Origin of the sequence: Deinococcus sp. YIM 77859, from assembly GCF_000745175.1 — a bacterium.
Lineage (GTDB): Bacteria > Deinococcota > Deinococci > Deinococcales > Deinococcaceae > Deinococcus.
In genome coordinates, this window is the sequence record NZ_JQNI01000002.1 from 2,015,726 (window position 1) to 2,040,809 (window position 25,084).

Annotated in this window: 31 protein-coding genes; 18 read left to right on the top strand and 13 right to left on the bottom strand. The window is 69.4% G+C overall.

Features of this window, described 5'->3' with window-relative positions; all coding sequences use genetic code 11:
* Positions 1 to 173: 173 nt before the first annotated feature.
* Positions 174 to 1,709 (bottom strand): NAD(P)/FAD-dependent oxidoreductase, encoded by a 1,536-nt coding sequence (locus EI73_RS09955; protein ID WP_034386362.1) that lies wholly within the window; start codon positions 1,707 to 1,709, stop codon positions 174 to 176.
* Between the two features lie 76 nt (positions 1,710 to 1,785).
* Here EI73_RS09955 and EI73_RS09960 point away from each other — a divergent pair, with 76 nt between their 5' ends.
* Entirely contained in the window at positions 1,786 to 1,974 is a 189-nt protein-coding gene (locus EI73_RS09960; protein ID WP_034386363.1) for a hypothetical protein, read from the top strand.
* Positions 1,975 to 1,985: 11 nt separating this feature from the next.
* Here EI73_RS09960 and EI73_RS09965 read toward each other — a convergent pair whose 3' ends face one another.
* Positions 1,986 to 2,639, bottom strand: a complete 654-nt coding sequence (locus tag EI73_RS09965) for a hypothetical protein (RefSeq protein ID WP_034386365.1) — start codon at positions 2,637 to 2,639, stop codon at positions 1,986 to 1,988.
* Positions 2,640 to 2,682: 43 nt separating this feature from the next.
* Positions 2,683 to 3,087, bottom strand: a complete 405-nt coding sequence (locus EI73_RS09970) for a Fur family transcriptional regulator (RefSeq protein WP_034386367.1) — start codon at positions 3,085 to 3,087, stop codon at positions 2,683 to 2,685.
* A 138-nt stretch (positions 3,088 to 3,225) separates the two neighbouring features.
* Between EI73_RS09970 and EI73_RS09975 the strand changes: the two genes are divergently transcribed.
* Positions 3,226 to 4,164: a biotin--[acetyl-CoA-carboxylase] ligase gene (locus EI73_RS09975; protein ID WP_034386369.1), complete on the top strand. Its 939-nt coding sequence runs from the start codon at positions 3,226 to 3,228 to the stop codon at positions 4,162 to 4,164.
* Positions 4,161 to 4,739, top strand: coding sequence for a biotin transporter BioY (locus EI73_RS09980; RefSeq protein ID WP_034386372.1), 579 nt, complete (start codon positions 4,161 to 4,163; stop codon positions 4,737 to 4,739). Before EI73_RS09975 ends, EI73_RS09980 begins: the two co-directional genes overlap by 4 nt.
* A gap of 183 nt (positions 4,740 to 4,922) precedes the next feature.
* Here EI73_RS09980 and EI73_RS09985 read toward each other — a convergent pair whose 3' ends face one another.
* The 5 genes from EI73_RS09985 to EI73_RS10005 all read right to left on the bottom strand — a co-directional run bounded on the left by EI73_RS09985 (position 4,923) and on the right by EI73_RS10005 (position 8,674).
* Positions 4,923 to 5,327 (bottom strand): PIN domain-containing protein, encoded by a 405-nt coding sequence (locus EI73_RS09985; RefSeq protein ID WP_034386374.1) that lies wholly within the window; start codon positions 5,325 to 5,327, stop codon positions 4,923 to 4,925.
* Entirely contained in the window at positions 5,327 to 5,578 is a 252-nt protein-coding gene (locus EI73_RS09990; RefSeq protein WP_034386376.1) for a type II toxin-antitoxin system Phd/YefM family antitoxin, read from the bottom strand. The genes EI73_RS09985 and EI73_RS09990 overlap by 1 nt, the downstream gene beginning before the upstream one ends.
* A gap of 164 nt (positions 5,579 to 5,742) precedes the next feature.
* Entirely contained in the window at positions 5,743 to 6,816 is a 1,074-nt protein-coding gene (gene recA / locus EI73_RS09995) for a recombinase RecA (RefSeq protein WP_034386378.1), read from the bottom strand.
* Complete coding sequence (gene thpR / locus EI73_RS10000; RefSeq protein WP_081909000.1) at positions 6,813 to 7,457, bottom strand: RNA 2',3'-cyclic phosphodiesterase; 645 nt, start codon at positions 7,455 to 7,457, stop codon at positions 6,813 to 6,815. The genes recA and thpR overlap by 4 nt, the downstream gene beginning before the upstream one ends.
* Positions 7,454 to 8,674, bottom strand: a complete 1,221-nt coding sequence (locus tag EI73_RS10005) for a CinA family nicotinamide mononucleotide deamidase-related protein (RefSeq protein WP_034386380.1) — start codon at positions 8,672 to 8,674, stop codon at positions 7,454 to 7,456. Before EI73_RS10005 ends, thpR begins: the two co-directional genes overlap by 4 nt.
* 258 nt (positions 8,675 to 8,932) lie before the next feature.
* Between EI73_RS10005 and dnaX the strand changes: the two genes are divergently transcribed.
* From dnaX to EI73_RS10025, 4 genes are all read left to right on the top strand, one after another.
* Complete coding sequence (gene dnaX / locus EI73_RS10010; protein WP_034386382.1) at positions 8,933 to 11,074, top strand: DNA polymerase III subunit gamma/tau; 2,142 nt, start codon at positions 8,933 to 8,935, stop codon at positions 11,072 to 11,074.
* A gap of 71 nt (positions 11,075 to 11,145) precedes the next feature.
* Complete coding sequence (locus tag EI73_RS10015; protein ID WP_034386385.1) at positions 11,146 to 12,696, top strand: family 10 glycosylhydrolase; 1,551 nt, start codon at positions 11,146 to 11,148, stop codon at positions 12,694 to 12,696.
* 53 nt (positions 12,697 to 12,749) lie between these two features.
* A complete protein-coding gene (locus tag EI73_RS10020) occupies positions 12,750 to 13,241 on the top strand; it encodes a flavin reductase family protein (RefSeq protein WP_034386387.1) in 492 nt (163 codons plus the stop codon).
* A 12-nt stretch (positions 13,242 to 13,253) separates the two neighbouring features.
* Positions 13,254 to 13,523 carry a hypothetical protein gene (locus tag EI73_RS10025; RefSeq protein WP_034386390.1) on the top strand — a complete coding sequence of 90 codons (270 nt, stop codon included), beginning with the start codon at positions 13,254 to 13,256 and terminating at the stop codon, positions 13,521 to 13,523.
* Here EI73_RS10025 and EI73_RS10030 read toward each other — a convergent pair.
* Positions 13,510 to 15,294 carry an ABC transporter ATP-binding protein gene (locus tag EI73_RS10030; RefSeq protein WP_034386393.1) on the bottom strand — a complete coding sequence of 595 codons (1,785 nt, stop codon included), beginning with the start codon at positions 15,292 to 15,294 and terminating at the stop codon, positions 13,510 to 13,512. The two genes, EI73_RS10025 and EI73_RS10030, sit on opposite strands and share 14 nt — an antisense overlap.
* A gap of 53 nt (positions 15,295 to 15,347) precedes the next feature.
* Between EI73_RS10030 and EI73_RS10035 the strand changes: the two genes are divergently transcribed.
* Together EI73_RS10035 and EI73_RS10040 are read left to right on the top strand one after the other, a co-directional pair.
* Positions 15,348 to 16,472 carry a GTP-binding protein gene (locus tag EI73_RS10035; RefSeq protein ID WP_051935479.1) on the top strand — a complete coding sequence of 375 codons (1,125 nt, stop codon included), beginning with the start codon at positions 15,348 to 15,350 and terminating at the stop codon, positions 16,470 to 16,472.
* On the top strand, positions 16,456 to 16,923 hold the full coding sequence (locus tag EI73_RS10040) for a PaaI family thioesterase (RefSeq protein ID WP_034386395.1): 468 nt from the start codon (positions 16,456 to 16,458) through the stop codon (positions 16,921 to 16,923). Before EI73_RS10035 ends, EI73_RS10040 begins: the two co-directional genes overlap by 17 nt.
* A gap of 45 nt (positions 16,924 to 16,968) precedes the next feature.
* On the opposite strand, the gene EI73_RS10045 is transcribed toward EI73_RS10040, so the two are convergent.
* Entirely contained in the window at positions 16,969 to 17,232 is a 264-nt protein-coding gene (locus EI73_RS10045) for a hypothetical protein (RefSeq protein ID WP_034386398.1), read from the bottom strand.
* Positions 17,233 to 17,279: 47 nt separating this feature from the next.
* On the opposite strand from EI73_RS10045, the gene EI73_RS10050 reads away from it, so the two are divergent.
* The 4 genes from EI73_RS10050 to EI73_RS10065 all read left to right on the top strand — a co-directional run bounded on the left by EI73_RS10050 (position 17,280) and on the right by EI73_RS10065 (position 20,125).
* Entirely contained in the window at positions 17,280 to 17,534 is a 255-nt protein-coding gene (locus EI73_RS10050) for a DUF3248 domain-containing protein (RefSeq protein ID WP_034388062.1), read from the top strand.
* 7 nt (positions 17,535 to 17,541) lie between these two features.
* Positions 17,542 to 18,021, top strand: a complete 480-nt coding sequence (locus tag EI73_RS10055) for a DUF3809 domain-containing protein (RefSeq protein WP_034386400.1) — start codon at positions 17,542 to 17,544, stop codon at positions 18,019 to 18,021.
* A 205-nt stretch (positions 18,022 to 18,226) separates the two neighbouring features.
* Positions 18,227 to 19,516: a methionine adenosyltransferase gene (gene metK, locus EI73_RS10060; protein WP_034386403.1), complete on the top strand. Its 1,290-nt coding sequence runs from the start codon at positions 18,227 to 18,229 to the stop codon at positions 19,514 to 19,516.
* A gap of 126 nt (positions 19,517 to 19,642) precedes the next feature.
* Positions 19,643 to 20,125, top strand: coding sequence for a WGxxGxxG-CTERM domain-containing protein (locus EI73_RS10065; RefSeq protein WP_034386405.1), 483 nt, complete (start codon positions 19,643 to 19,645; stop codon positions 20,123 to 20,125).
* A gap of 23 nt (positions 20,126 to 20,148) precedes the next feature.
* Here the strand turns inward: EI73_RS10065 and coaD are convergent, their stop codons facing one another.
* Genes coaD through EI73_RS10080 form a run of 3 tightly spaced genes read right to left on the bottom strand, consistent with a single transcriptional unit; the run spans position 20,149 to position 21,697 of the window.
* The gene (coaD, locus tag EI73_RS10070) at positions 20,149 to 20,685 is read right to left on the bottom strand and encodes a pantetheine-phosphate adenylyltransferase (RefSeq protein WP_034386407.1); all 537 of its coding nucleotides are present in this window, start codon (positions 20,683 to 20,685) and stop codon (positions 20,149 to 20,151) included.
* The gene (locus tag EI73_RS10075) at positions 20,682 to 21,218 is read right to left on the bottom strand and encodes an RsmD family RNA methyltransferase (RefSeq protein WP_034386408.1); all 537 of its coding nucleotides are present in this window, start codon (positions 21,216 to 21,218) and stop codon (positions 20,682 to 20,684) included. The genes coaD and EI73_RS10075 overlap by 4 nt, the downstream gene beginning before the upstream one ends.
* 41 nt (positions 21,219 to 21,259) lie before the next feature.
* Positions 21,260 to 21,697 (bottom strand): hypothetical protein, encoded by a 438-nt coding sequence (locus tag EI73_RS10080; protein ID WP_034386409.1) that lies wholly within the window; start codon positions 21,695 to 21,697, stop codon positions 21,260 to 21,262.
* Between the two features lie 129 nt (positions 21,698 to 21,826).
* Here EI73_RS10080 and EI73_RS10085 point away from each other — a divergent pair, with 129 nt between their 5' ends.
* The 5 genes from EI73_RS10085 (at position 21,827) to EI73_RS10105 (ending at position 25,068) form a co-directional block, all read left to right on the top strand.
* A complete protein-coding gene (locus EI73_RS10085; RefSeq protein WP_034388065.1) occupies positions 21,827 to 22,441 on the top strand; it encodes a molybdenum cofactor guanylyltransferase in 615 nt (204 codons plus the stop codon).
* 35 nt (positions 22,442 to 22,476) lie between these two features.
* Positions 22,477 to 23,151, top strand: coding sequence for a MarC family protein (locus EI73_RS10090; protein WP_255344505.1), 675 nt, complete (start codon positions 22,477 to 22,479; stop codon positions 23,149 to 23,151).
* 75 nt (positions 23,152 to 23,226) lie between these two features.
* Positions 23,227 to 23,787, top strand: a complete 561-nt coding sequence (locus EI73_RS10095) for an HNH endonuclease (RefSeq protein WP_051935480.1) — start codon at positions 23,227 to 23,229, stop codon at positions 23,785 to 23,787.
* Between the two features lie 39 nt (positions 23,788 to 23,826).
* Positions 23,827 to 24,372 (top strand): HD domain-containing protein, encoded by a 546-nt coding sequence (locus EI73_RS10100; RefSeq protein WP_034386412.1) that lies wholly within the window; start codon positions 23,827 to 23,829, stop codon positions 24,370 to 24,372.
* 120 nt (positions 24,373 to 24,492) lie between these two features.
* Positions 24,493 to 25,068, top strand: coding sequence for a hypothetical protein (locus EI73_RS10105; protein ID WP_034386414.1), 576 nt, complete (start codon positions 24,493 to 24,495; stop codon positions 25,066 to 25,068).
* The last annotated feature ends 16 nt before the right edge of the window (positions 25,069 to 25,084 follow it).

Below are 25,084 nucleotides of genomic sequence, written 5' to 3' on the forward strand. Positions count from 1 at the left end.
GACCAGGGAGAGTGGCAACCCCAGCGCGATCAGGAGCCAGCCGCCCGCGCTCCCCTGGCGCACCAGCCCGGCCCCCAGGAATGCGGCGCCAAGGGCGATCAGCGCGGAGCGCCGGGAACGCAGAGCAAAGGACGCAGAAAAACCGGCGCCCCGGGGCTCCTGGTTCTTGGGCCTCACCGCCACCCCCGCCGCGTGAGGTCTCGCAGCAGCACCCGCGCCGCATTCCGGCCCGACGCGCCCATGATGCCGCCGCCGGGATGGGTGCTTGCCCCCGTGAGGTAGAGGCCCTTGACGCCCGGCCAGCGGTAGTGCCCGGCTCCCAGCCACGGCCGGAAGGCAAACATCTGGTCTAGGCTCATCTCCAGGTGCATCACGTTGCCGCGGTACAGGCCCAGGTTCGCCTCCAGCCAGTGGGGCGTTTGCACCAGTTCGCCCACGATCTTCTCTCGCGTGCCGGGCGCGTAGTGCTCGAACGCGCGCAGGATGTTCTCGCGTGCCTCGTCCCGTCTCGTCTCCCAGTTCCCCGCAGCCAATTCGTAGGGGAAATACTGGGCCCACAGCCACAGCACCTCTCCGCCGGGAGGAGCGAGGCTGTCATCCACCGCCGAAAAGCTCATGGCGACCAGGGGCGGATCGCGGGTAGGTTCACCCGCCAGGTACTCCCCATACCCCCGCAGCAGCTGCCGCTCGTTGCGAATCAGGAGGCCCAGCCCGACTCGGCTTTCCGGCTCGGTGTGTCGGCGGTAGCGCACTCGCTCGCTCAGGGCCAGGCGCAGGATCATCCCAAAACCGTTGCCGACCCGCACCTCCCGGGCGGCCTTCGGCACGTGCTCGGGCGAAAGGGCTGCCGCCGTGCTGAGGACGTGGGTGCCGGACACAACCGCACGGGCGGTGTACGTCTCGCCGCTCTCCAGCGCGATGCCCTGCGCCTTCCCCCCCTTCACCAGGATGCGTTTCACGGGCGCGTTCACAAAGACCTCGCCGCCCTCCGCCTCGATGGCGCGGCGCAGCGCCCGCGTGAGCCCCCCGCTGCCCCCCTTGGGCCGAGCGACGCCGCCCACGTGATAGAGGGGATGCCACAGCAAAAAGGGCGCGCTGAGGGGGTCACTGGGGGGCGGGCCACTCTGTGCCGCCATCCAGACCAAAGGGGCCCGCACCCGCTCCTCGCGAAAGTATTCGCGCGCCACGTCCCCATAGGGGCGCAGGATGCGGGGCAGTTGCGCCTGCCAGTCGCGCCCGCCGCCGCCCCGCGTGACCATCCTGCCCAGCTCCAGCGGACCGGGGGCCGAGTTAAAGAGCTCGGCCACGCTGCGCGCGAAGGGCGTCCAGTCCTCCAGAAACCGGCGGTACGCCTCGCCCTCCCCGGGAAAGAGGGCGTCCAGTTCCCGCGCGGTACGCTCGGCGTCGCGCCACACGAACCAGGGCGTCTCCCCGTCCGAGGCGTGGAACATGGGGTCCACGTCCAGGTAGTGCAGGCCGTAGCGGGTGAGTTCCAATTCCTGCACGACGGGTGTCATCCGAATCAGGATGTGGGCGCTGCCGCCGTAGTCGAAGCGGTAGCCCGGCACGAGCTCCTCGGTGCTGACCGCCCCGCCCACAAGGTGCCGCCGCTCGAACACGCCGACCCGCAGCCCCGCGCGGGCCGCATAGGCCGCCGTCACCAGCGCGTTATGCCCCGCGCCCATCACTGCAACGTCAAAGTCCGGCATCCTCGGTGCATCCTGCCACGCCGGGTGGGGGGGAACGGTCAGGAATCCGCCAGAGCTCACCGGCTACCCTGGGCACATGTTCGGTCGCCGCGTTCCTCCCCGCGTCATCCTGGTGCTCAGCCTCGTGCTTGCCGTGCTGTGTGCCGTTCCTGCCTTTCGGTACGGCCAGGCCGGAAACTGGCTTGCAGCCCTGCTGTGGGGTGCGGTGGCCGTCTGGTTTGCGGTGGACGCGATACGGGCGTACGGGTGGACGCGGGGGCGCTGAAGGGGCCTGCGTCAGGGCCGGACGTTGACCGTCAGGGTGCCCGTGGCCGCAAAGGTGCGGCCCTCCCGCTCCTGTACCCCCTGCACCGCCACGGTGTAGGCATTGAGCGGCGTGCCGGGAGCCACCGTCACCCGCAGCGGCACCGCCTGACCCGCCGGAGCGCTGGGCTGCGGCAAGGACACCCGGATTCCCGGCACCCCACTCTCTGCCCGCAGGGCAAAGGTTCCCGGATTTGACTGCGGCGTATACCCGCCCACCCGTACCGTGAGGTCGAGCGAGCCTCCCACGGGAATCTCCACCTCGCTCACCGAGCGCCCGCCCGCGGGAGCGATCACCACGTAGCCGCCCGCACAGCCGGTTGCGCGCAGCACCCCGATCTCCCGCACGCCCACGGCGAGCGCCGGAAGAAAGGACGCGACCACCAGCCCTAGGCCCAGGGCGGCGACCCGGGGCCGGCCCCAGTTCGTCGTGGTGAGGGCCAGCCCCCCCGGCCCCAGCAGCAGCGGCGTGAGCAGGGCCAGCGTGGTGCGCCCCCGACAGGGATCGGTGAGCAGCGCCGTGCCCAGCGCCCGCACCAGCACAACAAGCAGCGCGCCCGCACCCCAGCCCAGCAGAAAGAGCAGCAGCAGCGAAGGGCGGCGGGCAGCGGAGCCGGGTGCGGTCATGGGCGCAGGCTAGCGCAGCCGGGGCAGGACAAAACGGGCGCCCTCAGCCTGCCGCCTCCCCCTGCGCCGCGCACTCTGGGCAGATCCCCATGAATTCTAGGCGCACGTCGGTGACCTGAAAGCCGGGAGGCAGGGCCGCCGCCGGAAGGGTGGGCAGCATCCCGGCCTCCACGTCAAAAATGGCCCCGCAGCTCCGGCAGACCGCGTGGTGATGATCCTCGCCCGCCCGTTTGTAGTCGTAGCGGGTGGCCTGACCGGCCCGCTCGATGGTCACCACCACGCCGTCACGTACAAGCGCGTCCAGCGTGCGGTACACCGTCCCCAGGCTCACGCTGGGCAGCAGCTCACGCACCCGGCTATGAATCCACGCCGCATCCGGATGCTCGCGCGACTCGCGAAGCACCTCGATCACGGCCTGCCGCTGCCGCGTTTGCCGCACCATCGTCATGGCATGAAGATAGCAAACGCGCGGATGGGCGGCTGACGTGGGGCTTACGGTTGGGCTGGGGAAAGGGCGCCGCTTGCCGCCTGGCCTTTGGACCCAGTTCATTGCATTCGTTCAGCAAATCCACTACAACTACTGAACGTGCCCGCCCGCCTGCTTCCGCTGCTGACCGAGGTCCCCCAGTCCGGAGACGCCCTCGGCGCCCAGCTCGGAGTGGGCCGCGTGACGGTGAATACCCTGGCGCGGCGTCTGGCCGAAGACGGGGTGCCGGTCGTGATCACGCGGGGCGGGTACGCGCTTGCGCCGGGAACGCCCGCTCCGCACCTCGTGCCGGTCACGGGCACCTTTGGGCGGGCGCTGCGCTATTGCGGCACGGTGGGCAGCACCCAGGACGAGGCGCGCGCCTGGGCCGATGACCCGCACCGTCCGGCCCCACACGGCGCGGTGGTGGTTGCGGAACGGCAGACGGCCGGACGCGGACGGCGTGGGCGAACGTGGAACACTCCGCACGGCTCCCTGGTCTTGAGCGTGCTGCTGCACGGGCCGTTGCCTTTGCCTGACCTCGCCCTGCTGCCGCTCGCAGCGGGGGTGGCCCTGCACGCGGCCTGTGGGGTTGGAGGCCTGAAGTGGCCCAACGACCTGCTTGCCCCCGATGGCCGCAAGCTCGCGGGCATCCTGCTGGAGGCGGATCTGCGCGGTGAGGAGGCGCGGCGGGCCGTCCTGGGCATCGGCGTGAACGTGAGCGCCGCGCCGGAGGGAGCCGCTTTCCTGTGGGAGTTCTCGCCTGGCCTCACCCGCGCCGCCCTGCTGGCCCGCATTCTGGCCGAACTCGAACGCTGGCTTGCGGCGCCGCCCGCCGACGTGCTGGCGGCATGGCGGGGGGCGAATGTCACCCTCGGGCGGGAGGTTCGCGTGTCCACCCCGCGCGGCCTCCTGAGCGGCACCGCCCTCGACCTCGATGCGCACGGCAGTCTCCTCATCCGCACGCCGCAGGGCGCGACCGTCACCGCCCACGCGGGTGACGTACAGCTTGTCGGCACGCTTGCCCCTTCGCCCCCCCCACAGGAGGACACCCCATGACCCAAGTCACGCATCCCACCCTCGCCCGCACCCTCGCTCCTGCCCCCAGCCTCGCCCGTGACCTGGCGCTCATCCTGGGCGGTGCGGCTCTCGTCGCCCTTGTGGCGCAGGTCGAGATTCCCCTCAGGCCGGTGCCCGTCACCCTCCAGACACTCGCCGTGCTGCTGGTCGGTGCGGCCCTGGGCTGGAAGCGCGGCGCGGCAAGCATGACCACCTACCTCCTCGCGGGGGCGGCGGGGCTTCCGGTTTTTGCAGGCGGCAGCGCCGGTCTGGCCAAATTCGCCGGGCCGACGGGCGGTTATCTGCTGAGCTACGTGGTTGCCGCCGCCCTGGTCGGCTGGCTGGTGCAGCGGTACGCGCTGGACCGCCGCCCCCTCGGTGCGGCCCTCGCCATGCTGGCGGCCAGCGTGGTGATCTACGCCTTTGGCCTGACCTGGCTGAGCCTGGTGACCGGCCTGAAGGGGCAGGCACTCCTGACGGCGGGCCTGACGCCCTTCCTGATCGGGGACAGCCTCAAGATCGGCCTGGCGGCGCTGCTGCTGCCCGGGGCGTGGGCTTGGGTGCGCAGGCGGTAAGGAGCGGTCAAGCCATCCCCCACCTTCACTCGGGTGGGGGATGTTTGTTCGGGCGGGTTGTGCGGTGCGCTCCCGTGCGGAGGCCCCATCCGAAGCGTGCGCCCAGTGTGCGCCGCCAGCGGGGGCGGGGGCATCCGCCGAAAGGTGGAGGCGGGGGGTAGGGGAAATGGCGGGGGTCAGAGGTCAGGGTTGCCACCAGTCCTCTACAGGTAAAGCGGGCACACGTGTGAATTCAGCGGTGTTGTGGGTGACGAGTGTCAGGTGGCGGGCGAGGGCGACACCGGCGAGTTGCAGGTCAAATGGTCCCATCGGCTTGCCCAGGCCTGCCAGGTGTGCGCGCAGACGGGCCGTATGTACCGCGTCCCGGGAATCATAGGGCAGCACATGAACGTCACCGAGCAGCGCCGCCCAGACCTCACCGAATTTCTCGCGGGCGGCGGGCTTGCGTTCGAAGCCGTACTCGACTTCCATGACGCTGACGGTGCTGATGGCCAGCGACGCGGGCGAAGTCCTCTGAAAGCGCGCGACGACCTGGGGTTGCCGTTTGAAGAAGTCACTGACGGTGTTGGTATCCAGCAGGTAACGCATCAGAACAGGTCACGCTCTGGCGCGGGCAGTACATCGCTGCGGTCAAGCTCGAAGGCGTCGGGATCATACCCGCCCTCTCGCATAAACCGCTGTACATCACCGCTCCACTCGCCGCGTTCCCCATAGTCCAGCGGCACGAGTTTGACCGCAGGTTTCCCGTTCCGGGCAATGACGACGATCTCACCACCTTCAACAGCGTCCACCAGCTTGCTGAACTGATTCTTGGCGTCATACAGGTTGATCGTCCGCATGGCCGACTCCTTCTGGCCTGGCTTGGCCTATCCAGAGCAAGGATAACATGGCTTGCTTGTCGGTGGCCGAAGCGGACACCGCGATTTCTCCACGCTCCAACAGGAAACGCCCCCACCTCTTCCCGGGCGGGGGCGCTCTCTGTTTTCCTGCTTTCTCTACAGCCTCACTCCGCCACCGCCGGCACCGTCGCCACGCCCGGCACCTCGGTCGCGCGGCCTTCCTTGATGGCGGCGAGCACGCGTTCGCGGATCTCCTGCTCCAGCTCGGGGCGCTCGGCGATGTAGGCGATGGCTTTTTCCTTGCCCTGGCCGATGCGCTCGTCCCCGTAGGAGTAGAAAGAACCGGCCTTTTTGATGATCTCCATCTCGGAAGCGAGGGTGACCAGGTCGCTGAGCTGGTCAAAGCCCTTGCCGTACATCAGGGTGAGTTCGACCTCTTTAAAGGGCGGCGCGACCTTGTTTTTCACGGTTTTGACCTTGACGGTATTCCCCACGGCGTCGTTGCCCAGCTTGACGGGCTGGCCGATTTTGCGGACATCGAGCCGCACGGAGGCGTAGAACTTCAGCGCCCGCCCGCCGGTGGTCGTCTCGGGGTTGCCGTACATCACGCCGATCTTCTCGCGGACCTGGTTGATGAAGATGGCGGCGGTGCCCGTCTTGGAGAGGATCGCCGTCAGCTTGCGCAGGGCCTGCGACATCAGGCGGGCTTGGAGGCCGGGGAGGGAGTCGCCCATCTCGCCCTCGATCTCGGCGCGAGGGGTCAGCGCCGCGACAGAGTCCACAACGACCACGTCGATGGCGCCCGAGCGCACCAGCAGCTCCATGATCTCCAGCGCCTGCTCACCGTTGTCGGGCTGCGAGACGAGGAGTTCGTCGGTGTTCACGCCCAGAGAGCGGGCATACACCGGGTCGAGGGCGTGTTCGGCATCGATAAAGGCGCATGTTCCGCCCGCCTTCTGCGCCTGCGCGATCACGCTGAGGGCCAACGTGGTCTTGCCGCCTGACTCGGGGCCGTAGATCTCGGTGATGCGCCCGCGTGGAATGCCGCCCACCCCAAGGGCCAGGTCGAGGCTCAGGCTGCCGGTCGAGACGGCCTGCACGTCCAGCTTGCTCTCGGCGCCCAGGCGCATAATCGAGCCCTTGCCGAACTGCTTTTCGATCTGGCTCATGGCCGTCTCGATGGCCTTGAGGCGTTCCTTGCTGTTGTCGGGCGTGGCGGGAGAAGTGTCCTTGGTCATGATGTCTCCTCTGGAGGGTAAGTGGCGGGTGGAGGATCTCCCCGGAAGCGGAAGGTGCTGAGGGTGTCGTAGATGGGGCCGGTCTTACGGAGGGTGCTGCGAATCAGGGCAGCGTGACCTGCCCGCCAGCCCAGGTCAAAGGTGAGGGGAGAGAGACGGGGCGCGGGGCCTTTTTTGCGCGCGAGGGTGACGTGGGCCTTGAAGGGGAGGTCATCCGTGTCCAGGCCCAGGGCGTGAATGCCCGCGCGCAGGCCACCCGCCAGCTCGCTCAGGCCCTGGGCCTCCGCCTTCACGAACCAGACGCGCGGGCTTCCCTCGTTTGGAAAGTAGCCGGTTCCGCGCAGCCGGACCTGTAGGGGCGGCACGTCCTGGGTCAGGGCCGCGCCCAGCCGCTTGAGGTCGTCGACCCGTTCGGGCGGCACGGCTGGCAGGTAGGCGAGGGTGATGTGAAGCTGATCTGGGCGCACGGGACGCCAGTTGCCGCGCAGGTTGCGCTGAGCAGCCGCCAGGGCCGTCGCCACATCACTCGGAACCTTGAGCGCGTAGAAGAGGCGAAGGGTCCGGGGTGAGCGGTCACCGGTGGCGAGCGCCTCGCGCAGGTCCTGAGGCGACTGGACGGCTGGCTTTCTGCTGCTGGTCATGCGCGCCCCACGGTCTCACCGAGCTGCGGCAGGCGCAGGGTGCGGTACGCCAGGGCGAGGGCGGCTACGGCGGCACGTTCGCGGATCTGGGCCGGGTCACCAGGCCAGTTGACGTGGGCGGCGTTCTCTAGCCCCTCGGCGGACAGCGCCACAAAAGCCTGTCCGGCCTGCTCGCCCTCCGTCGCCGTCACGACGGCCAGGCCCACCTCTGCACTCAGATGTTCCCGCGCTCCCGCCGCGAGTTCCCGCGCGGCCGCCTCGCTGACCACGCCGACGCTGCCCAGCGTGACGGGCGTCAGGCCCAGGGTGATCAGGCGGGCGTGGTCGACCGTCACGGCGGCGTCCAGAAAGCCCGGCTCGTCGGCGAGCAGCAACGAGAGAGCGCCGCCACTCCCCGCCTCGATCACGCCCAGCGTACGGCGGCCGAGGGCCTGGGTCACGGCTCCCGCGAGCGTGTCGCCGTCTTCACCCCAGGTCCAGCGGGCCAGGATGTGCCGCACCGTCTCCAGCACAGGAGCGGCGAGCGCCCGCGCTTCGCTCGCGGTGGGCGCGCTCGCGGCGACCCGCACGTCCACGCCCGTTCGCCGCGCGTAGGTGGCCACGCTGGGATTGGCGCTCTTGGTTCGGTCGCCCAGCAGCTCCGCGACGTTGCTTTCTCCGATGCCTTGGGTGTGGAGGGTGACGGCAAAGAGGGCGTGGTCGGGCTGCGGCAGGCGGGGGAGCACCTGTTCGCGCCACATCCGCTGCAACTCACGCGGCGGGCCGGGGAGGGCCACGATGGTCTTGCCCTCCGTGCGCACGAACCAGCCCGGCGCGGTGCCGATGGGGTTGGGCAGCGCCTGGGCCGAGGGAATCAGCCACGCCTGCTTGCGGTTGACCTCCGGCATAACGCGGCCCCGGGCCGTATACAGCCCCTCCAGCCACGCGAGCAGCGTGGGGTCTTCCCGGGGCGTCTCTCCAAGGACCGCTGCGATCGCCTCGCGCGTCAGGTCGTCGTCCGTGGGGCCCAGGCCGCCCCCCAGAATCACCAGGTCGGCACGCCCCAGGGCCGTGCGCAGGCCTTCGGCGAGCCGCTCCAGGTTGTCGCCTAGCACGCTCTTGCGGTGCAGCGTGACGCCGCGCGCCGCGAGTTCTCGCGCGAGAAAGGCCGCGTTGCTGTCGACGATCTCGCCGAGCAGCAGCTCCGTTCCCACGCTGATAATTTCTGCTAGTAGCATAACAACCTCGCTTGAGTATAGGAGATAACGAAACAGGAATCCAGTGCCCAGAGGGGGGAGAGCATGCCCGAAGTGTACGGGGGGAAAGGGGGGGAATCGCCGTGCCTGCCTCACCGCGTGTGCTCGGTGCCGCCGGTAGACTGGGGGGGTGAAGAGGTTAGGGGTCAGGGGTCAGGGATCAGGGGTGAGTAGACCCGTCGCCGCTCTTGTTCTGCGCACCGCTGCCCGCGTCCGACGCACCGCGCCGGAGGCACGCCCATGAGTGCCCTCTACCAACGCGCCCGCCCGATCAACTGGGATCAGGTGGTCGGCCAGGAGCACGTGAAGGACGTGCTGAAAGCGGCGCTTGAGGCCGGACGGGTGGGCCACGCCTACCTCTTTTCCGGGCCGCGCGGGGTAGGCAAGACCACAACAGCTCGCCTGATCGCCATGACCGCCAACTGCACCGGGCCCAGTCCGCAGCCCTGCGGCGAGTGTGAGTCGTGCCTGGCGGTACGGGCGGGGTCACACCCGGACGTGCTGGAGATCGACGCGGCCTCCAACAACTCGGTGGACGACGTGCGCGACCTGCGCGAGAAAGTTGCTCTTGCGGCGATGCGCGGCGGCAAGAAGATCTACATCCTCGACGAGGCACACATGATGTCGAGGGCGGCCTTTAACGCCCTGCTGAAGACGCTGGAGGAACCGCCCCCGCACGTGATCTTTATCCTGGCGACCACCGAGCCGGAAAAGATCATTCCCACCATCCTCTCCCGCTGCCAGCACTACCGGTTCCGCCGCCTGACGCCGGAAGAGATCGCCGGGAAGTTGGCCGGGCTGGCCGAGCGTGAGGGGGTCATGGCCGAGCCCGAGGCGCTCCACCTGATCGGGCGTCTGGCCGACGGGGCGATGCGCGACGGCGAGAGCCTGCTGGAACGGATGCTGGCGGCGGGCACCGCGGTGACGAAGGCGGGTGTCGAAGAGGCGCTTGGGCTGCCGCCGGGCGAGCGCGTGCGCGGCATCGCCGGGGCCCTGGTGCTGGGCGACGCGGGGACCGCCCTCACCGGCGCTGCCGAGCTGTACCGCGCGGGGTTCGCGGCGCGGACCATCGTGGAGGGGCTGGTCGCGGCCTTTGCGGACGCCCTGCACGCCGAGCTCGGGTTGGAAGGCGAGCGGCTCTCGGGCGCGGACGTGCCCCGCCTGCTCAGGCTTCAGGCCGCGCTGGACGAGCAGGAGGCGCGCTTTGCTCGCTCAGCGGATGGGCTTAGCCTCGAGTTGGCGCTGACCCACGCGCTTTTGGCCGCCGAGTCGGGGGGAGGAGCGGCGAGCGTGCCCGCCGACCTGACGCAGCGCCTCAGCCGAGTAGAGCGCGAGCTTGCGGAGCTGCGGGCGGGTGGGGGCCGGGCGGCTCCCGCGAACGAGGTTCCGGCGTTTGAACCGGGAGCACGGCGCGCGCCGCCTGCCCGTGACGCGGCGACCCCGCCCCCGACACCGGCACCTGCGCCCGCGCACGGCACCTGGGCGGACGTGACCCGGCAGGCGTCCATGCAACTCCGGGCCTTTCTCAAGCCCGCCCGGATGCATGCCGAACCCGGCTACGTGAGCCTGACCTACGACGAGAAGAGTACCTTCCATGCCAAGCAGGTCGCCGCCAAGTTCGATGAGGTGGCCGGGCTGGTGCTCAAGGTCTTCGGGCCCGTCACCTTCGAGCTGATCGCGCCGGAGGGAAACCGCCGGGTCAGCCTGGGCGAGCGCGGCCCGAACGGGGGGAGTGAACCGGCCCCCGCTGGTCCCGCGCCTGCCCCGGTTCGGGTGGAGACAAAGGCCGCCCCTGAGATCCCCGCCTTCGAGCCGGCCCCGCGGCCCCGCGCCTCCCGCGGCCCGGCCTTTGCCCCGCTGGAGCCCGCGCCGAGGCAGCGACCCGCCGCCGGGCAGACCCAACCTCAGGCCCGCGCGAGCACCGCCACCCTCGACGCGCCGCCCGCCCCCCTGCGCCCCGCGCCCCCTCCCAGCCCGGACGACGTGGCCCCCGCGCCCCTCGCGGAGCCCGCCGACGTGCCCTGGGAGGAGGAACACGCGGCTGAGCCGCCGCCCGGCACGTCCCGCGAGCTGTACCTGGCCGAGCCGATCACCGAGGAACCCGACTGGGGCGAGATCGGCGGGGCCGTGGAGGGGCCACCGCCGACGCTGGAGGACGCGCCCTTTGCAGACGTCGTGCCTGCCCGCCCAGCCCCCGCACCTCGCCCGGCGACCCAGCCCCAGGCCGCCGCCCCCACCCGCCCCGGCGACATTCGCGCCCATCCGCTGTACGAGGAGATCAAGACCCGCTTTTCGGGCCGGGTGCGCGAGATCGGCAAGAACCGCAACCCACCGCCGAGCACCGCGACCGAAGAAGGCGAGGGGGAGGAGGCGGAGGCCTAGGTTCCGCCACTCCCCTCAGGGCGGGGCTTCACCTCTTCGCCGCACCCCTGCGCTACCCTGCCCCTAGCACCGTGAAGACTTCTCTCCTGCTTGCCCCGTTGCTGGCTCTGGCGCTTGCCCCCGTGGCGACCGCGACCACTGCTGTGCCGGCCGTCCCGCCCAGCCCGCTGGACCCGGTGCCCGCGACCCCCGCACCTCCTCCCATCAGCACCGTGCGGGGCCTGTGGGTGGACGCCTTTGGGCCGGGTCTCAAGACGCGCGAACAGGTGGCGCGGGTGGTGGAGGACGCCGCCGCGCTGGGCGTGAATACCCTCTTTGTGCAGGCGGTGCGCCGCGGCGACTGCCTGTGCCTGCGCTCGACCCTGCCTCCCATCACCGACCGTGACTTCGAGAAGAACTTCGACCCCCTCACCATCGTGACCCGACTGGCCCACGCGCGGGGGATGCGGGTGATCGCCTGGGTCAGCGTGACCGGGGCCATGAATGCCCGCGTGCCCAACACCGACCCCCGCCACCTCGTTCGGCAGCATGGCCCTTCGGCGGGCGCCGCCTCATGGATGAACCGCCGCCCGGACGGCTCGTGGTTGGAGGGGGCAGACGGCTGGCTTGACCCGGCGATCCCCGCCGCCGCCGAGCACATGGTGGCGGCGGTGGTCAGCCTGGTGAAGAATTATCCGGTTGACGGCGTGCAGCTCGACCGTATCCGCTACCCCGACGGGGGGGCTTGGGGCTACGATCCCAAGACGCTCTCGCGTTACCGCGCCGAGACCGGCACCAAAGGCACACCGGTCCCCACCGATGCCCGCTGGCAGGCCTGGAAGCGCGAGCAGGTCACCGCGCTCGTGCGCCGCATCAGCCTCGAGGTCAAGGCCGTGCGCCCCAGCGCCTGGGTCACCGCAGCCACCATCACCTACGGGCCGCCGCCCGCGCCCGGCGATCTGGCGGCCTTCCGCAGGACGCGGACCTACCAAGACGTGCTTCAGGACTGGCCCACCTGGATGCGCGAGGGCCTCCTCGACCTGAACGTGCTGATGAACTACAAGCGCGACGCGGTGGGGGAGCAGGGGGAGTGGCTAGACGGCTGGAACGCTTTTGCCGCCAGCGTACGGGGCAGCGCCGAGGTCGCGGGCGGCACCGCCCTCTACCTCAATCCGCCCGCGGTCACCGCCGCGCAGGCTAGCCGAACGGTGGAAGCGGGCCTGGGCTGGGTGGGCTACTCGTACCGAACACCCACCCTGGACGTGTACAGCACCCGCCAGACCAGCGCGCAGGGCCTCAGCGCCGTTCGCGCCGCGCTCACCGCTCCTGGCAGCGTCCTCGCCACGCCGGTTCCCTGGAACACCCAGCCTCCCACGGTGCGCGGCCTGCTCGGGCGCGTGGTGGGCAGCGCCACCCCCGGGGGTCACCTGGTCGAAGCCCTGCGGGATGGCCGGGTAATCGCCCGCACCACCACGGACGGCGGTGGACACTACGGCTTCCTGAACCTGCCGCCTGGCCCCGTTGAGGTGCGGGTCAGCGGCCAGCGCTGGACCGAGACGATTCCCGAGACCGGGGTGGTGCGTCCCCCCAATCTGCTGATCCGTGACGTGCCGCTTGTTCCGGCGGCCAGCGCGAAGCCGTAGGGGAAAGCGTGGGCGAACACCCGAGCGCCCCCCTCAATCGCTACACTCCCCCCATGACTTCCCCCGCCGCCCGTGAAGGCATTCCCCCCCATGAGTTCCGGCAGACGCTGGGACGTTTTGCCAGTGGCGTCACGGTCATCACGGCGACCGACGGCGAGCAGCGCCGGGGCATGACGGCGAGTGCGTTTGTCTCTGTGAGCCTCACCCCGCCCCTCATCCTGGTGAGCGTGGATCACCGTGCCCATATGCATGCGCTGCTCTCCGCAGAGACGGTCACGCAGTTTGGTGTCAGCATCCTCAGCAGCAGCCAGCGGCATCTCAGTGACCATTTCGCCGGGCGGCTCGGCCCCGAAGAAGAGGTGCCCTGGTTGACCCACGAGGGCCTCCCCCTGATCGGCGGCAGCGTGGCGCAGCTCGTGTGCCGCAAGCAGCAGGCTATTCCCGCCGGGGACCACACCCTCTACCTCGGCCTGGTCGAGTATGCCCGCTACACCGATGACGACCCCCTGCTGTACTTCCGGGGCCAGTACCACGAGCTGGGCTGAGGAGGGAAGACCGTGCCGCCCTATGCCCTGCAACTCGGCATCGCCCTCGCGCTGGCCGGGCTGACCTGGCTTGTGTCCTACCCCTGGGCCATCGGCGGTGGGCGCCATGTGGACGCGCTGGACGCCTTTTTGCTGGTGTTCGCGCTGGTTAATCTGCGGCTCGCGTGGACGGCGGCGAATGCGGCAAACGGCGGCCGGGCACCGGCGTGGTTCGTCCTGTTGGGGCTGGGCGCGGCCGCACTCATCGCCACGGGGATGATCGGGGCGCTTACTCCACGCTGAGGGGGACCTCCGGCAGCGTGCCGTCGAGCGCCTGCGCCGCCCGTTCCAGCGCGGCGTAGGCCCCGTTTCGCGCCCGCAGCACGTCGGGTGCGCCGTCCTCCACGATGCGCCCCCCCTCCAGCACGATCACCCGGTCAGAGGTCCGCGCCAGACTCAGGCGGTGGGTCACGATCAGGGCGGTGCGCCCGCGCATGAGTCTCCCCAGGGCGGCCACCACGACCGCCTCGCTCTCGGCATCCACCGCGCTGGTCGGTTCGTCGAGCAGCAGCACGCTGGGGCGGGCGAGGAGCGTCCGGGCGATGGCGAGGCGCTGGCGCTGGCCGCCGCTGAGACGCACCCCCCGCTCGCCCACCACCGTTTCCAGGCCCTGCGGGAGGGCGCGCACGAAGTCGAGCGCGGAGGCGGCTTCCAGCGCGGCTTCGACCTCGGCCGCCGTCGCGTCAGGCCGGGCGTAGCGCACGTTCTCCAGCACCGTGTCGTGAAAGAGAAAGGTGTCTTGCGGCATGGCGGCGGCGTGCGAGCGCAGGCTCGCCAACGTGAGGTCACGCACGTCCACGCCGTCGAGCCGCACCCGGCCCGCCTGGGGGTCATGCCCCCGCCAAACGAGCGAGAGCAGCGTGCTTTTGCCCGCCCCCGACGCCCCCAGCACCGCGACCCGCTGCCCCGCCGGGACGGTGAGGGTCACGTCCCGCAGCACCGGGCGGGCGGGGTCATAGCCGAAGGTGACGCCCTCGAAGCGCACTTCGCCCCGCACGGGTTCGGGGAGGGGCCGCGCTCCGGCACGCTCGGTGACCGCTACGGGCGCGTCCAGCACCTCGAAGACCCGCCGCCCGCTCGCCTCGGCGCGTTGCAGCAGGTCCCCGATATTCACGAGGTCGTCGATCGGGCCGTAGAAGTAGCGGCCGTAGCCCCGGTAGGCCAGCAGTCCCCCCAGGGTGAACTGCCCCGCCAAAATCAGCCACGCGCCGCCCCCCAGCATCAGGACATTGCCGAAGTTCGCCACGAAGCGGGCCAGCGGAAAGGCGCGGTTGCGCAGGGCGACCGCCCTCACCTGCTCCGCGTACAGCTCGCCCGCGAGCGCGGCGACCCGCTCCTCCTCGGCCCGCTCCCGCGCGAAGCCCTGCACGACCCGCACCCCCGCCAATCGGTCGGTGATGAGCGCCGTGAGGTCGCCCAGCCGGGTCCGCGCCGCGCGGTAGGCGGGCCGCACCGTGCGGGCGTAGCGCCGCAGCATCAGCGCGACGGCGAGCATGGGCAGCGTGACGAGCACCCCGAGGAGGGGTTGCAGCGCGATGAAGATGGCGACCACGCCCACGAGCCGCAGGGCGTTCGCCAGCACCGCGTCCGTCCCGCGCACGAGCACGTCCTGAAGGGCGTCCACGTCCCCGGTCACGCGGGCGAGGAGGTCGCCGGTGCGCTGGGCCTCGAAGTAGCTCGCGGACTGGCCCTGGAGCTTGCGGTACAGCCTCAGGCGCAGGTCCAGCGTGAGCTGCTGCCCGGCCCGCTCCAGCAGCAGCCCGCGCCACGCCGAGAGAAGCTGTTGCAGCCCGAACACGCCGACGAGCAGGGCGAGCTGCCCACCGATCAAGGCCCAGTCCCGCGCCACAATCCCCTGGTCCACCACCCGAATCCACACGAGCGGCGGGTAGAGTTCGGCGGCCACGCTGCCCAACAGGAGCGCGAGGCCCAGCGCCACGGTGCGGCGGTAGGGCGTGAGCAGCCCGTAGAGGCGGCGAGTGACGCCGGGGCCTGCGGTGGGGTCGGGGGTCACGGAAGGCAGCGTAGCGCGGCAAGCGCACGGCGGGGCTGTCCTATGCTGTTTCCATGACCCTCCCCGTGTCCCGTTCCGACGACCGCATTCCCGTCCTCGTGATCGGCGGCTTTTTGGGCGCGGGCAAAACCACCCTGGTCAACCACCTGATCAGAACGTGCGGTGAGGCGAAGCCAAACCCGAGCGGAGCGAGCAGCAACGAGGAGCGGGCGGCGAAGATGGAAGAACAGGCCGTGTCGTGTCCGCCTGTTTTGGAATCGCAGCCGCCTGCCCCCATTCGCTCGCTGCGCCTCGGTGTCATCGTCAACGAGTTCGGGCAAACGGGGGTGGATGGCAGCCTGGTGGAGCGGCTTCAGGACGACGTGACCGAGCTCACGGCGGGTTGCCTGTGTTGCACGGGCAGAGACGACCTGCTGCGGGCGCTCGTGACCATCTCGCTGCGCGAACAGAAGCCCGACGCCGTGCTTGTCGAGCTCAGCGGCGTGGCGGACCCCACCCCGGTCCTGAGCACCCTGCTGGAACGCTCGGTGCGGGCGGCGTTCCGGGTCACCACCCTGGTGGCCGTGGCCGACGCCCGGCATGTCCTCCAGACCCTGCGCGACCACCCGGAGGCCGCCCGGCAACTCGCCTACGCCAACGTCATCGTACTGAACAAGACCGACCTCGCCGACCCCGAGCGCCTCGACCACGCCGCAGATGTGCTGCGCGGGGTCAACCCCCTCGCGCGCATCGTCCGGGTGGAGCGCGCTCAGGTAGACGCCCAGGCCCTGCTGGCCCGCGACGACTTTGATCCCCGCGCCCTGGAGGGAGCCGCGCCCGTCTCGCACACGCCGGGCCTGGCCTCCTTCACCCTGCGCGCGGAGACGCCGCTCGACCCCTTCCGCTGGGGACGCTTTCTGACCGACTTCATCCTCTCGCGCCCCGCCGAGGTGCTGCGGGTCAAGGGGACGCTCTCGCTCGCGGGCTACCCCCACCGAGTGCTGTTTCAGGCCGTGCGCGACCTCTTGACCGCCGACGCCTGGGACGAGGCAGATGGCCGAACCGAACTCGTTTTCATCGGGCGGGGGCTGGAGCGGGCCGAGTATGAGGCGGCGTGGGCGGAGTGCGTGGCGGCGGGTCCAACTGGCCTCGAGGAGAAGGAGACGCAGGTATCCTCCCGCTATGACCCTGCACCCTGACCTGCAGCTGCCCACGCCGGACGAACGAGAAGCCCTGACCCCCGAGGAGCTGGCCGGGCGCCTCAACGGGCTTTCGGGAACGCTCGGTGAGCGGCTGGGGATCGAGCTTCTGAGCGCCTCGCGGGAGCGCGTGACCGCCCGCATGCCGGTAGCGGGCAACCGCCAGCCCGCCGGACGCCTGCACGGCGGCGCGAGCCTGGCCCTGGCGGAGGAGCTCGCCAGCATCGGCAGTTGGCTGAATCTGGACGTGCGGCAGCAGGTGGCGGTTGGGGTGGACGTGAACGGCACCCATGTTCGTGGCGTGACCGACGGCTTTGTCACGGCCGAGGCGCAGCTGGTCTACCGGGGCCGCACGGTGCTCGTCTGGACGGTGGAGGTGCGTGACGAGCGGGGCCGCACGACGACGCTGGCACGCTGCACCTGCAACGTGGTCACGCACGCGGCGGGCTAAGGCGCCGCTGGGCGCAGCCGGAGCAATTCCGGGACTCCTTGGCCCTCAGCGCTCGAGAAACGGTTCCGCTGCCGCGAAGCCGTGCAGTGCTCCGGGGGCAAGCCACCAGTCATCGGCACGCTTCTGGGCCTGCCCAGCCTGCACCAGGCGGTTCAGTTCGGCCTCCACCCGCTGGCCCACACGGCGCAGGGGCATCTCGGCCGCCCCCTCCACGCCCCGCCAGGCGAGAAAGGCGCGGTGAAAGCCAGGAAGAGCGTCCAGACCCACACGGGTTTCTAGGGCACGCCAGGACACGGGAGGAGTGGTCATTTGTCCCCCGTTCTATCCTCCCCGCAGGCCCACGTACAATGGCCCCCATGACGGACGCCCCCTTCTCCAATGGCGCTGCCCCGGACCTGCCCCCGGAACTCGCCCGGCAACTGGAGGCGTTGGGTGGACAACTGGTGTGGCGTGTGGGCAAGGATGAACTGAATGATGACGTGGTGGTGCGGCTGGGGTACGCCTCCGCGACGCCCCGTTTCGCGCACCTCCCCCGGCTGCGCAGCGTGGCCGACGCCGAGTTGCAGGCGGCCCTGGCCGAACACCGTTTGGTGATCGAGTGGGTGGACTGATGGGCCCGTGCTGATCGAGGCGCAGCAGTCTTTTGTCCTGCCGCATCCCGGCGGACAGGACGCGGCGCTGGCCTTTGTTCGGGATGCGGGCCGGGCGCTTTCCCAGGTGCGTTTCTTGCGCCGTCTCCGGGGGAATACCCGGGGCGTGTCCGGCGAGCTGGTCGTCTCCGTCCCGCTGCTGGGGGAGGTGGACCTGCCCTTTCGGAGCCGCCTCAGCGTCACGCCCAACGGGGCGGCCCTCACGCCGCAGCCCATCGAGGAGGAACGCGCCTGGGTCGAGGTCGCCGGACAGGCCAAGGTGGACGAGGCGGGAGAGGTGACCTTTGCCTTCCACTTTCGCGCTCACCTGACCCTGCCGCAGGCCGAGGGCTGGGGCGGGGCGGCCTTTGAGAAGATGGTGCGTGCCGCTGCCGAACGGACCCTGGCGCGCCTAGCGGCAGAGTTGCCGGCGGGCATCGGGGCGGCCATGGGCGCCGCAGGGCCGTGAGGTCGGGCAGCGTGACGGCGTGTTCGCTCCGGCCAAAGGTCGCCGGGGCCGCGTTCCTGCCGTTCGTCCTTTCGCCTGGTCATCCCGGTGCGTTACGCTGCCCGGGTACCGCCCTCGACGCGAGAGGCGGACCGTGCGGGGCCCAGAGCGACATCCCTCTCCAGGTGGTTCTGTGAGACGCCCCCCCGCGCGCGAAGGAGCGAACATGCGGAAGTTTTACACGTCGGAGTCGGTATCGGAAGGCCACCCGGACAAGCTGGCGGATTTCATCTCGGATTCCCTGCTCGACGAGTTCCTGCGGCAGGAACCGACGGCGCGGGTGGCGATCGAAACGCTGCTGACCACCGGTATGGCGGTCGTCGCGGGCGAGGTGACGGCTCACAACGCGCGGGTGGACGTACAGAAGACGGTGCGCGACGCCGTGATGAAGGTGGGCTACACCCGTGCCAACTACGGCTTTGACGCCGAGTACAGCGCGGTGCTCGTGTCCATTCACGAGCAGTCCCCCGAGATCGCCGGGGGCGTGAACTTCTCCGAGGAGTGGCGGGCGATGACCGCAGAGGAACGTGCTCGCCCGGAAAACGCCTACAGCCGGGTCGGCGCGGGTGACCAGGGCCTGATGTTCGGCTATGCCACCGACGAGACGCCTGAGCTGATGCCGCTTCCCATCAGCCTCGCGCACAGGCTGACGCGGCGGCTGGCCGAACTGCGCAAGGCCGGCAGCGAGGCCAAAGAGGCCCGCGCGCGCGGTGAAACGCTGACGCCCGAGCAGGAGCAGGCCCTCGCCTTTGCCTACCTGCGTCCCGACGCCAAGGCCCAGGTGACGGTGGTGCGCGACGGTGAGCCGCACGAGGCCCGCGAGACCTTTGTGGATACGGTGGTGATCAGCACCCAGCACAGTGATGACGTGAGCCAGGAGCGGATTCGGACGGACATGATCGAGCATGTGGTCCGGGCGGTGATCCCGGCGGAGCTGCTGACTCCCGACACGAAGTACTTCATCAACCCCAGCGGCCGCTTTGTGATCGGCGGTCCGCACGGCGATACTGGCCTCACCGGGCGCAAGATCATCGTGGATACCTATGGCGGCGCGGTTCCGCACGGGGGCGGAGCCTTTTCGGGCAAGGACCCCACCAAGGTGGACCGCTCGGCAGCCTACTACGCCCGCTACATCGCCAAAAACATCGTGGCGGCGGGTCTGGCACGGCGGGCCCTTGTGGAGGTTGCCTATGCCATCGGGCGGGCCCACCCCGTGAGCCTGCGGGTGGATACCTACGGGACGGGCACCTTGAGTGACGAGCGCCTTGCCGCGCTGGTGCGCGAGCACTTCGACGCCCGGCCCCAGGCGATCATCGCGCAACTCGACCTCCTGCGGCCCATCTACGCCCAGACCGCCGCGTACGGGCACTTTGGCCGCCCCGAGTTTCCGTGGGAACAGACGGACCGAGCAGGGGCGCTGCGCCTGGCCGCCCTGGGCGTGAATCAAGAAGCCTGAGTTGGGACCGTTGTGGGTCCCTTGCCGGACATGAAGAGTTGTGCGGAAAACGCTCAGCGAGCGCGCGGCGCTTCTCTTCACAATGAAGCCCGGCTTGCCGCCTCTGGGGCGGCACCAGGAGACCTTATGAACAAGACACTGCTTACGCTTGCGCTGGTGTTGGCTGCCCCCGCTGCCTTGGCTACGGCTCCAGTCGCCGGTTACGTTCAGGTACAGGACAGCAACAACAACGGCCAGCAGGACGACTACGGCGGTACCCCCGGTGAGGGACAGGAGGGCGTGGCCGAGGAGGTCGGTGAGAATGTCGACCAAGCCGCGCAGGACGTCGGCAACGCCGTCGAGAACACGGCAGAGACTGTGGGCGACGCTACCCAAGACGCAGTGGACGCGGCAGGCAACGCGGTAGACAACGCCACCGACACGGCCAGCGAGGCTGTGAGCGACGCCGTGGACCCCAATGCGGCGGTGGATACCAACAACGACGGCACCGCCGATACCCGGCAGTTCCCCTGGGGCCTGCTGGGCCTGCTGGGGCTCTTCGGGCTGGCCGGGCGCAACCGCCGCAGCACCGTGGTGCACACCACCACGAACACCGCGGCCCGGCGCTGAAGGGACGTTCGCCGTTGGGGCCGTCAGCGCTGTTCTGACGGCCCTGTTTCTTGGCTCTCCGGCGCGCCTCTCTGCGCGTACATCTCTGCGAATTTGCGCCGCAGGGCCGCGGCGCTGGCTCGGGGGACCATCTCCGAGATGTTGCCCCCATAGCTCGCGATCTCCTTGACCATGGTGGAGCTGACGAAGCTCCAGCGCGTCGCAGCCATGATAAAGACGGTCTCCACCTCACCGATCTGCCGGTTGAGGTGCGCGATCTGCAGTTCGTACTCGTAGTCGGAGACGGCCCGCAGTCCCCGCACGATGATTCCCTTTCCCTGTTGCCGCATGTAGTCCACCAGCAGGCCGCTGAAACTGTCGACGCTGACATTGGGCAGGTGGGCCGTCGCCTCATGCAGAATGGCGAGGCGTTCTTCTAGGGTAAAGAGGTGACGGCCCTGCTTGCGGGCGTTGTGCATCACGGTCACGGTGACGTGGTCGAAGATGCGCGCGGCGCGCGTCAAAACGTCCATATGCCCGCTGGTCACAGGGTCGAAGGAGCCGGGAAAGACGGCGTTCATGCGTCCCCGATCTTATCCCTTGCGTACAGCGTGAGGGCATTACTCCCGTACGCCCGCGTCTCACGGGTCCAGCCGGGCGCGTCGTGAAGGAGCGTACGGCCGGGATGTTGGCAGACAAGCACGCCCCCAGGAACCACCACGCCCGCGAACAGAAGCTTTTCCGTCAGGCTGGGGATATCCTGGGCGTAGGGTGGATCGCTAAAGACCACATCGAAGGCGCCCAAGCGGGGGAGCAGGGTCAGGGCATCCCCGCGCACGATGCGCACGGAGAGCCCCAGCGTACGGGCATTTTCCTCCAGCGCCCGCACGGCCTGAGGATCTTTTTCCACCAGGGTCACGTCATAGCCGCGGCTGGCAGCCTCTAGACCCACCGCACCGCTGCCCCCGTGCAGGTCGAGGAAGGTGCCCGAAGGCGCGCGGGTAGCCAGCAGGTCAAAGAGGCTTTTGCGCACGCGCGCGCCGCTGGGCCGAGCGCTGCCAGGAACTTTAAGGACGCGGCCTTTTGCGCTGCCGCCCAGGATTCGCACACTCACGGGGGGCAGCGTAACGTACCCCGACCGTCACCGCAGAGGCGCTACATCACCCTGACCGGCGTACAGGCGACCCCGGCGTCGGCGGGCGTACCCTGGGCGTCGCTGGCCGTGTGGATATTGAAGTAGGTGGCGTTCATCACGTCGGCGTGGGGGGCCATGCCGCTGAGCACCAGCATGCCGCTGGCGTCGGTCTGGCCCACGATCTTGCTGCTCATGATCGGCGGCCCGCCGCTTTGGCAGGGGTCAGAGCTGGCCGAGCCCTGGAGGTGATAGTGCGCGACGTAGTACTGATTGGGTTTAAGCCCCATCACCCGCGCCTCGGTCATCACGGTGTTGCCGGAGACTCGCCCGGTGACCGTGCCGGCAGGATTGAGGTCGCCGGCCGCGGGTTGCTTGCCCAGGGTGTAGGGGCTGCCGGGCAGCGTCATGGTGCAGGAGGCCAGAGCAAGGGGTAAAACCAGCGTGATGACCTTCTTCATGGGAACCTCCAGGGCTGAGCTTGAGTTGCTCGCAGTGTGAGCGCAGCCGGGGTAGGCGGAGTGTCGGAAAGGGTGCAATATGGAGGAACGGTGAAGGCCAGGCTCGCGACCTCTGGAGCGCTCAAGGACATGCAGGAGGTGGTGGCGGCCATTACGGCGGGTGGGCACTCCCGCCGCTTTGGAAGCGATAAGGCTGCCGCCCGGCTGGAGGGGCGGACGCTGCTAGAGCATGTTGCGGCCAGCCTGAAGCCCTGTTCCCTGCGCCTCCTCATCGCTCCCCCCGGACGATACGTGTTGTCCGGCTGGGTGAACGTCCCCGATACCCGCCCGGGGGAGGGACCGCTGGGAGCGCTGGAAGCCGCACTCGCGGCGGCCCAGTGGAGGCGGGGCGCGTGCTGGGTGGCTTTTGCCGGGGTCGATATGCCCCGCCTGAGCCCCGCCTACTGGGTCACCCTGGCAAGAGCGCGCACACCCGACGCGCAGGCGGTGCTGGCCCTGGACGCCGCAGGCCGTCCGCACCCCCTCGCCGCGCTGTATCACACCGCGCTCCTGAAGGAGGTGACGGCCCTGCTGGACGCTGGGGAACGCCGGTTGCGGGCCGCTGCCCCGCTGGGCCGGACGGTGACCGTTCCCGCCCACCTCCTGGAGGAAGTCAGCCCCAAGGCCCTCCAGAACGTCAACACACCGGCAGATCTGGCTGCCCTCACCGAGCAGGCGTCACGACAACGCTCTTCTGAGCGGTGAGGCGGCTTTCCCCCCCCTCAGGTACACTCCCAACAGTGGAAGAGCTGACGAGCCTCGCGTTGCAGACCTTTTTGACCATGCTGGTGGTGATGGATCCGATTGGCCTTGCGCCCATTTTTATTGGTCTGGCCGGGAACCGGCCCAGTTTCGAGCGGCGGCGGGTAGCGGTTCGGGCGACCCTGGTCGCGGGCGTCATCATCCTGCTGTTTGGTCTTTTTGGACGGTCGCTGCTGGAGCACCTGGGGATTAGCCTGAGCGCCTTTCGGGTGGCTGGCGGCGTCCTGCTGTTCCTGATCGCCCTGGATATGGTCTTTGCGCGTCCAAGCGGCAGCAAGGAAACCCCTGAGGAGGAACAGGAGGCGCACGAGCGGCAGGACATCAGCGTCTTTCCGCTGGCGATTCCGCTGATCGCCGGCCCCGGCACCCTGGCGAGCATCATGATCCTGGCGGGCGACGCGCATGGCCGTCCGTCTTTGCTGGCCGTGGTTTTCCTGGTGACCTTTGGCGTGCTGCTGCTGTGTTACCTCGCCCTGCGCCTTAGCGGTCAGATTGCCCGCGTGATCGGCGTAACCGGCGTACATGTGGTCACCCGCGTCCTGGGGGTGCTGTTGGGTGCGCTGGCGGTGCAGTACGTGGCCGATGGCGTCCTGGAGTTCCTGCGGGGTGACGCTGGGGCCTGGCAGTCCCTCGGATGGACGGTGCCCACCTGACGGCCGAAGCCGGAAGGTGTCACTCAGCGATTTGGCGCAACATTGTCCATACAGTCAGGCTTTAGACTTCCCCTTGTGAACCCCTTAGCGAGCGTGACGAGAGAGGAAGCGCGCAGCCTACGCGTGGTGCCGGATCTGAACGCGCCGCGCGTCCTGGTCCTGAACGCGTCGTATGAACCGTTGCAGGTGACCAGTGCCAAGCGCGCGATCACGCTCCTCCAGTACGGTGTGGCCGAGGTGCTGGAGGTCAGTGGCGACGTGATTCGGTCGCCCAGCACCATCCTGAGGGTACCCAGCGTGATCCGCCTGAAGCGGTACGTGCGCCGCCCACGCGTTCACCCGGTGCCCTTTAACCGCCGCAACGTCTTGAGGCGCGACACTTTCGCCTGCCAGTACTGCGGTGCGGAAGCTGATCTGACGCTCGATCACGTGGTGCCGCGGTCGCGGGGAGGACGCCATACCTGGGAAAACGTGGTGACCGCCTGCCGGGCGTGCAACCAGCGCAAGGGGAACCGTACCCCCGACGAGGCCGGGATGCCGCTGCGCTCCCGGCCTCGCGCCCCTACGTTCGGTGTGTACGCGCACGGCCAGTTCGCCCACTGGCAGCCGGAGTGGGCCAGGTACATCGGGGGTTGACGCCCAGAGGACCAGTGCCTCCCCCTGCCAAACTACGGTATGGACCGCGCTCAGGCCTATGCTTTGATGACCGAACATACGCGCTCGGAGTCGCTGCGGCGGCATATGCTGAATGTGGAGGCCGCCATGCGCTGGTACGCCCGCCGGTTTGGCGAGGACGAGGAGCTGTACGCGGTGACCGGCCTGCTGCATGACTTTGACTACGAGGGGCATCCGCAGGAGCATCCCACCTGGGGCGTGGCCTACCTGCGTGAGCACACCGATACGCCGCCAGAGGTCCTGGACGCGATCTTGGGACACGCTCCGTCCACCGGCGTCCCGCGCGTCACACGCCTGGCCAAGACACTGTTTGCCGTGGATGAGCTCACCGGGCTGGTGCAGGCGGCTGCACTGATTCGGCCTGATCGGGACGTGCGGCAGCTGGAGCTGAGCAGCCTGAAAAAACGTTTCAAGAATCGCGCTTTCGCTGCGGGCGTGAACCGTGAAGAGGTCATGCGGGGCGCGCAGGAGCTGGGGGTAGACTTCGAGACCCACCTGAGCAATGTGCTGGCTGCCCTGCAGCAGGCTTCCACGCTGCAACGGTGAGGGAAGCTCGGCTGCGGCACATGAAGGACTCATGGGGATGACGCTCAGCGTGGTGCCATGTGCGCCGCTCACACTGAAGGCACTTCATCCGCCACTCTCGGGCGATCTCAAGGAGTTCCTATGAACAAGACGCTGCTGACACTTGCCCTGATCTTCGCTGCTCCCGCTGCCCTTGCGACTGCGCCGAGCGCCGGCTACCTCCAGGTGCAGGACACCAACAACAACGGGCAACAGGATGATTTTGGTGGTACGCCTGGTGAAGGCACCGAGGGGGTGGCCGAGGAGGTCGGTGAGAATGTCGATCAGGCGGCCCAGGAGACCGGTGAGGCGATCGACAATGCCGTAGATACCGCGGGTGAGGCCGTGGACGACGCGGTGACCACCCCCGCTGAAACCACCGACACCACCACGACGGACACGACCGGTACGGACACCACGACCGATACCACGACGACGGATACCACCGACACGGCAACCGATACAACCACCACGGATGTCGAGAATGACGCGGTGACGACGCCCACGGAGAACGACGGAATTCCCGGCAACGAGCCCAACCGCAACGATGGTTTCCCGTGGGGGCTCCTCGGGCTGCTGGGTCTGGCGGGCCTAATGGGCCGGAACCGCTCGGCCACCGTCGTACAGACGACCACCACGCCCGGCACGACGTACACCAATCCCAACGACCGCCGCTAAAGCCGCTTGACCAGCC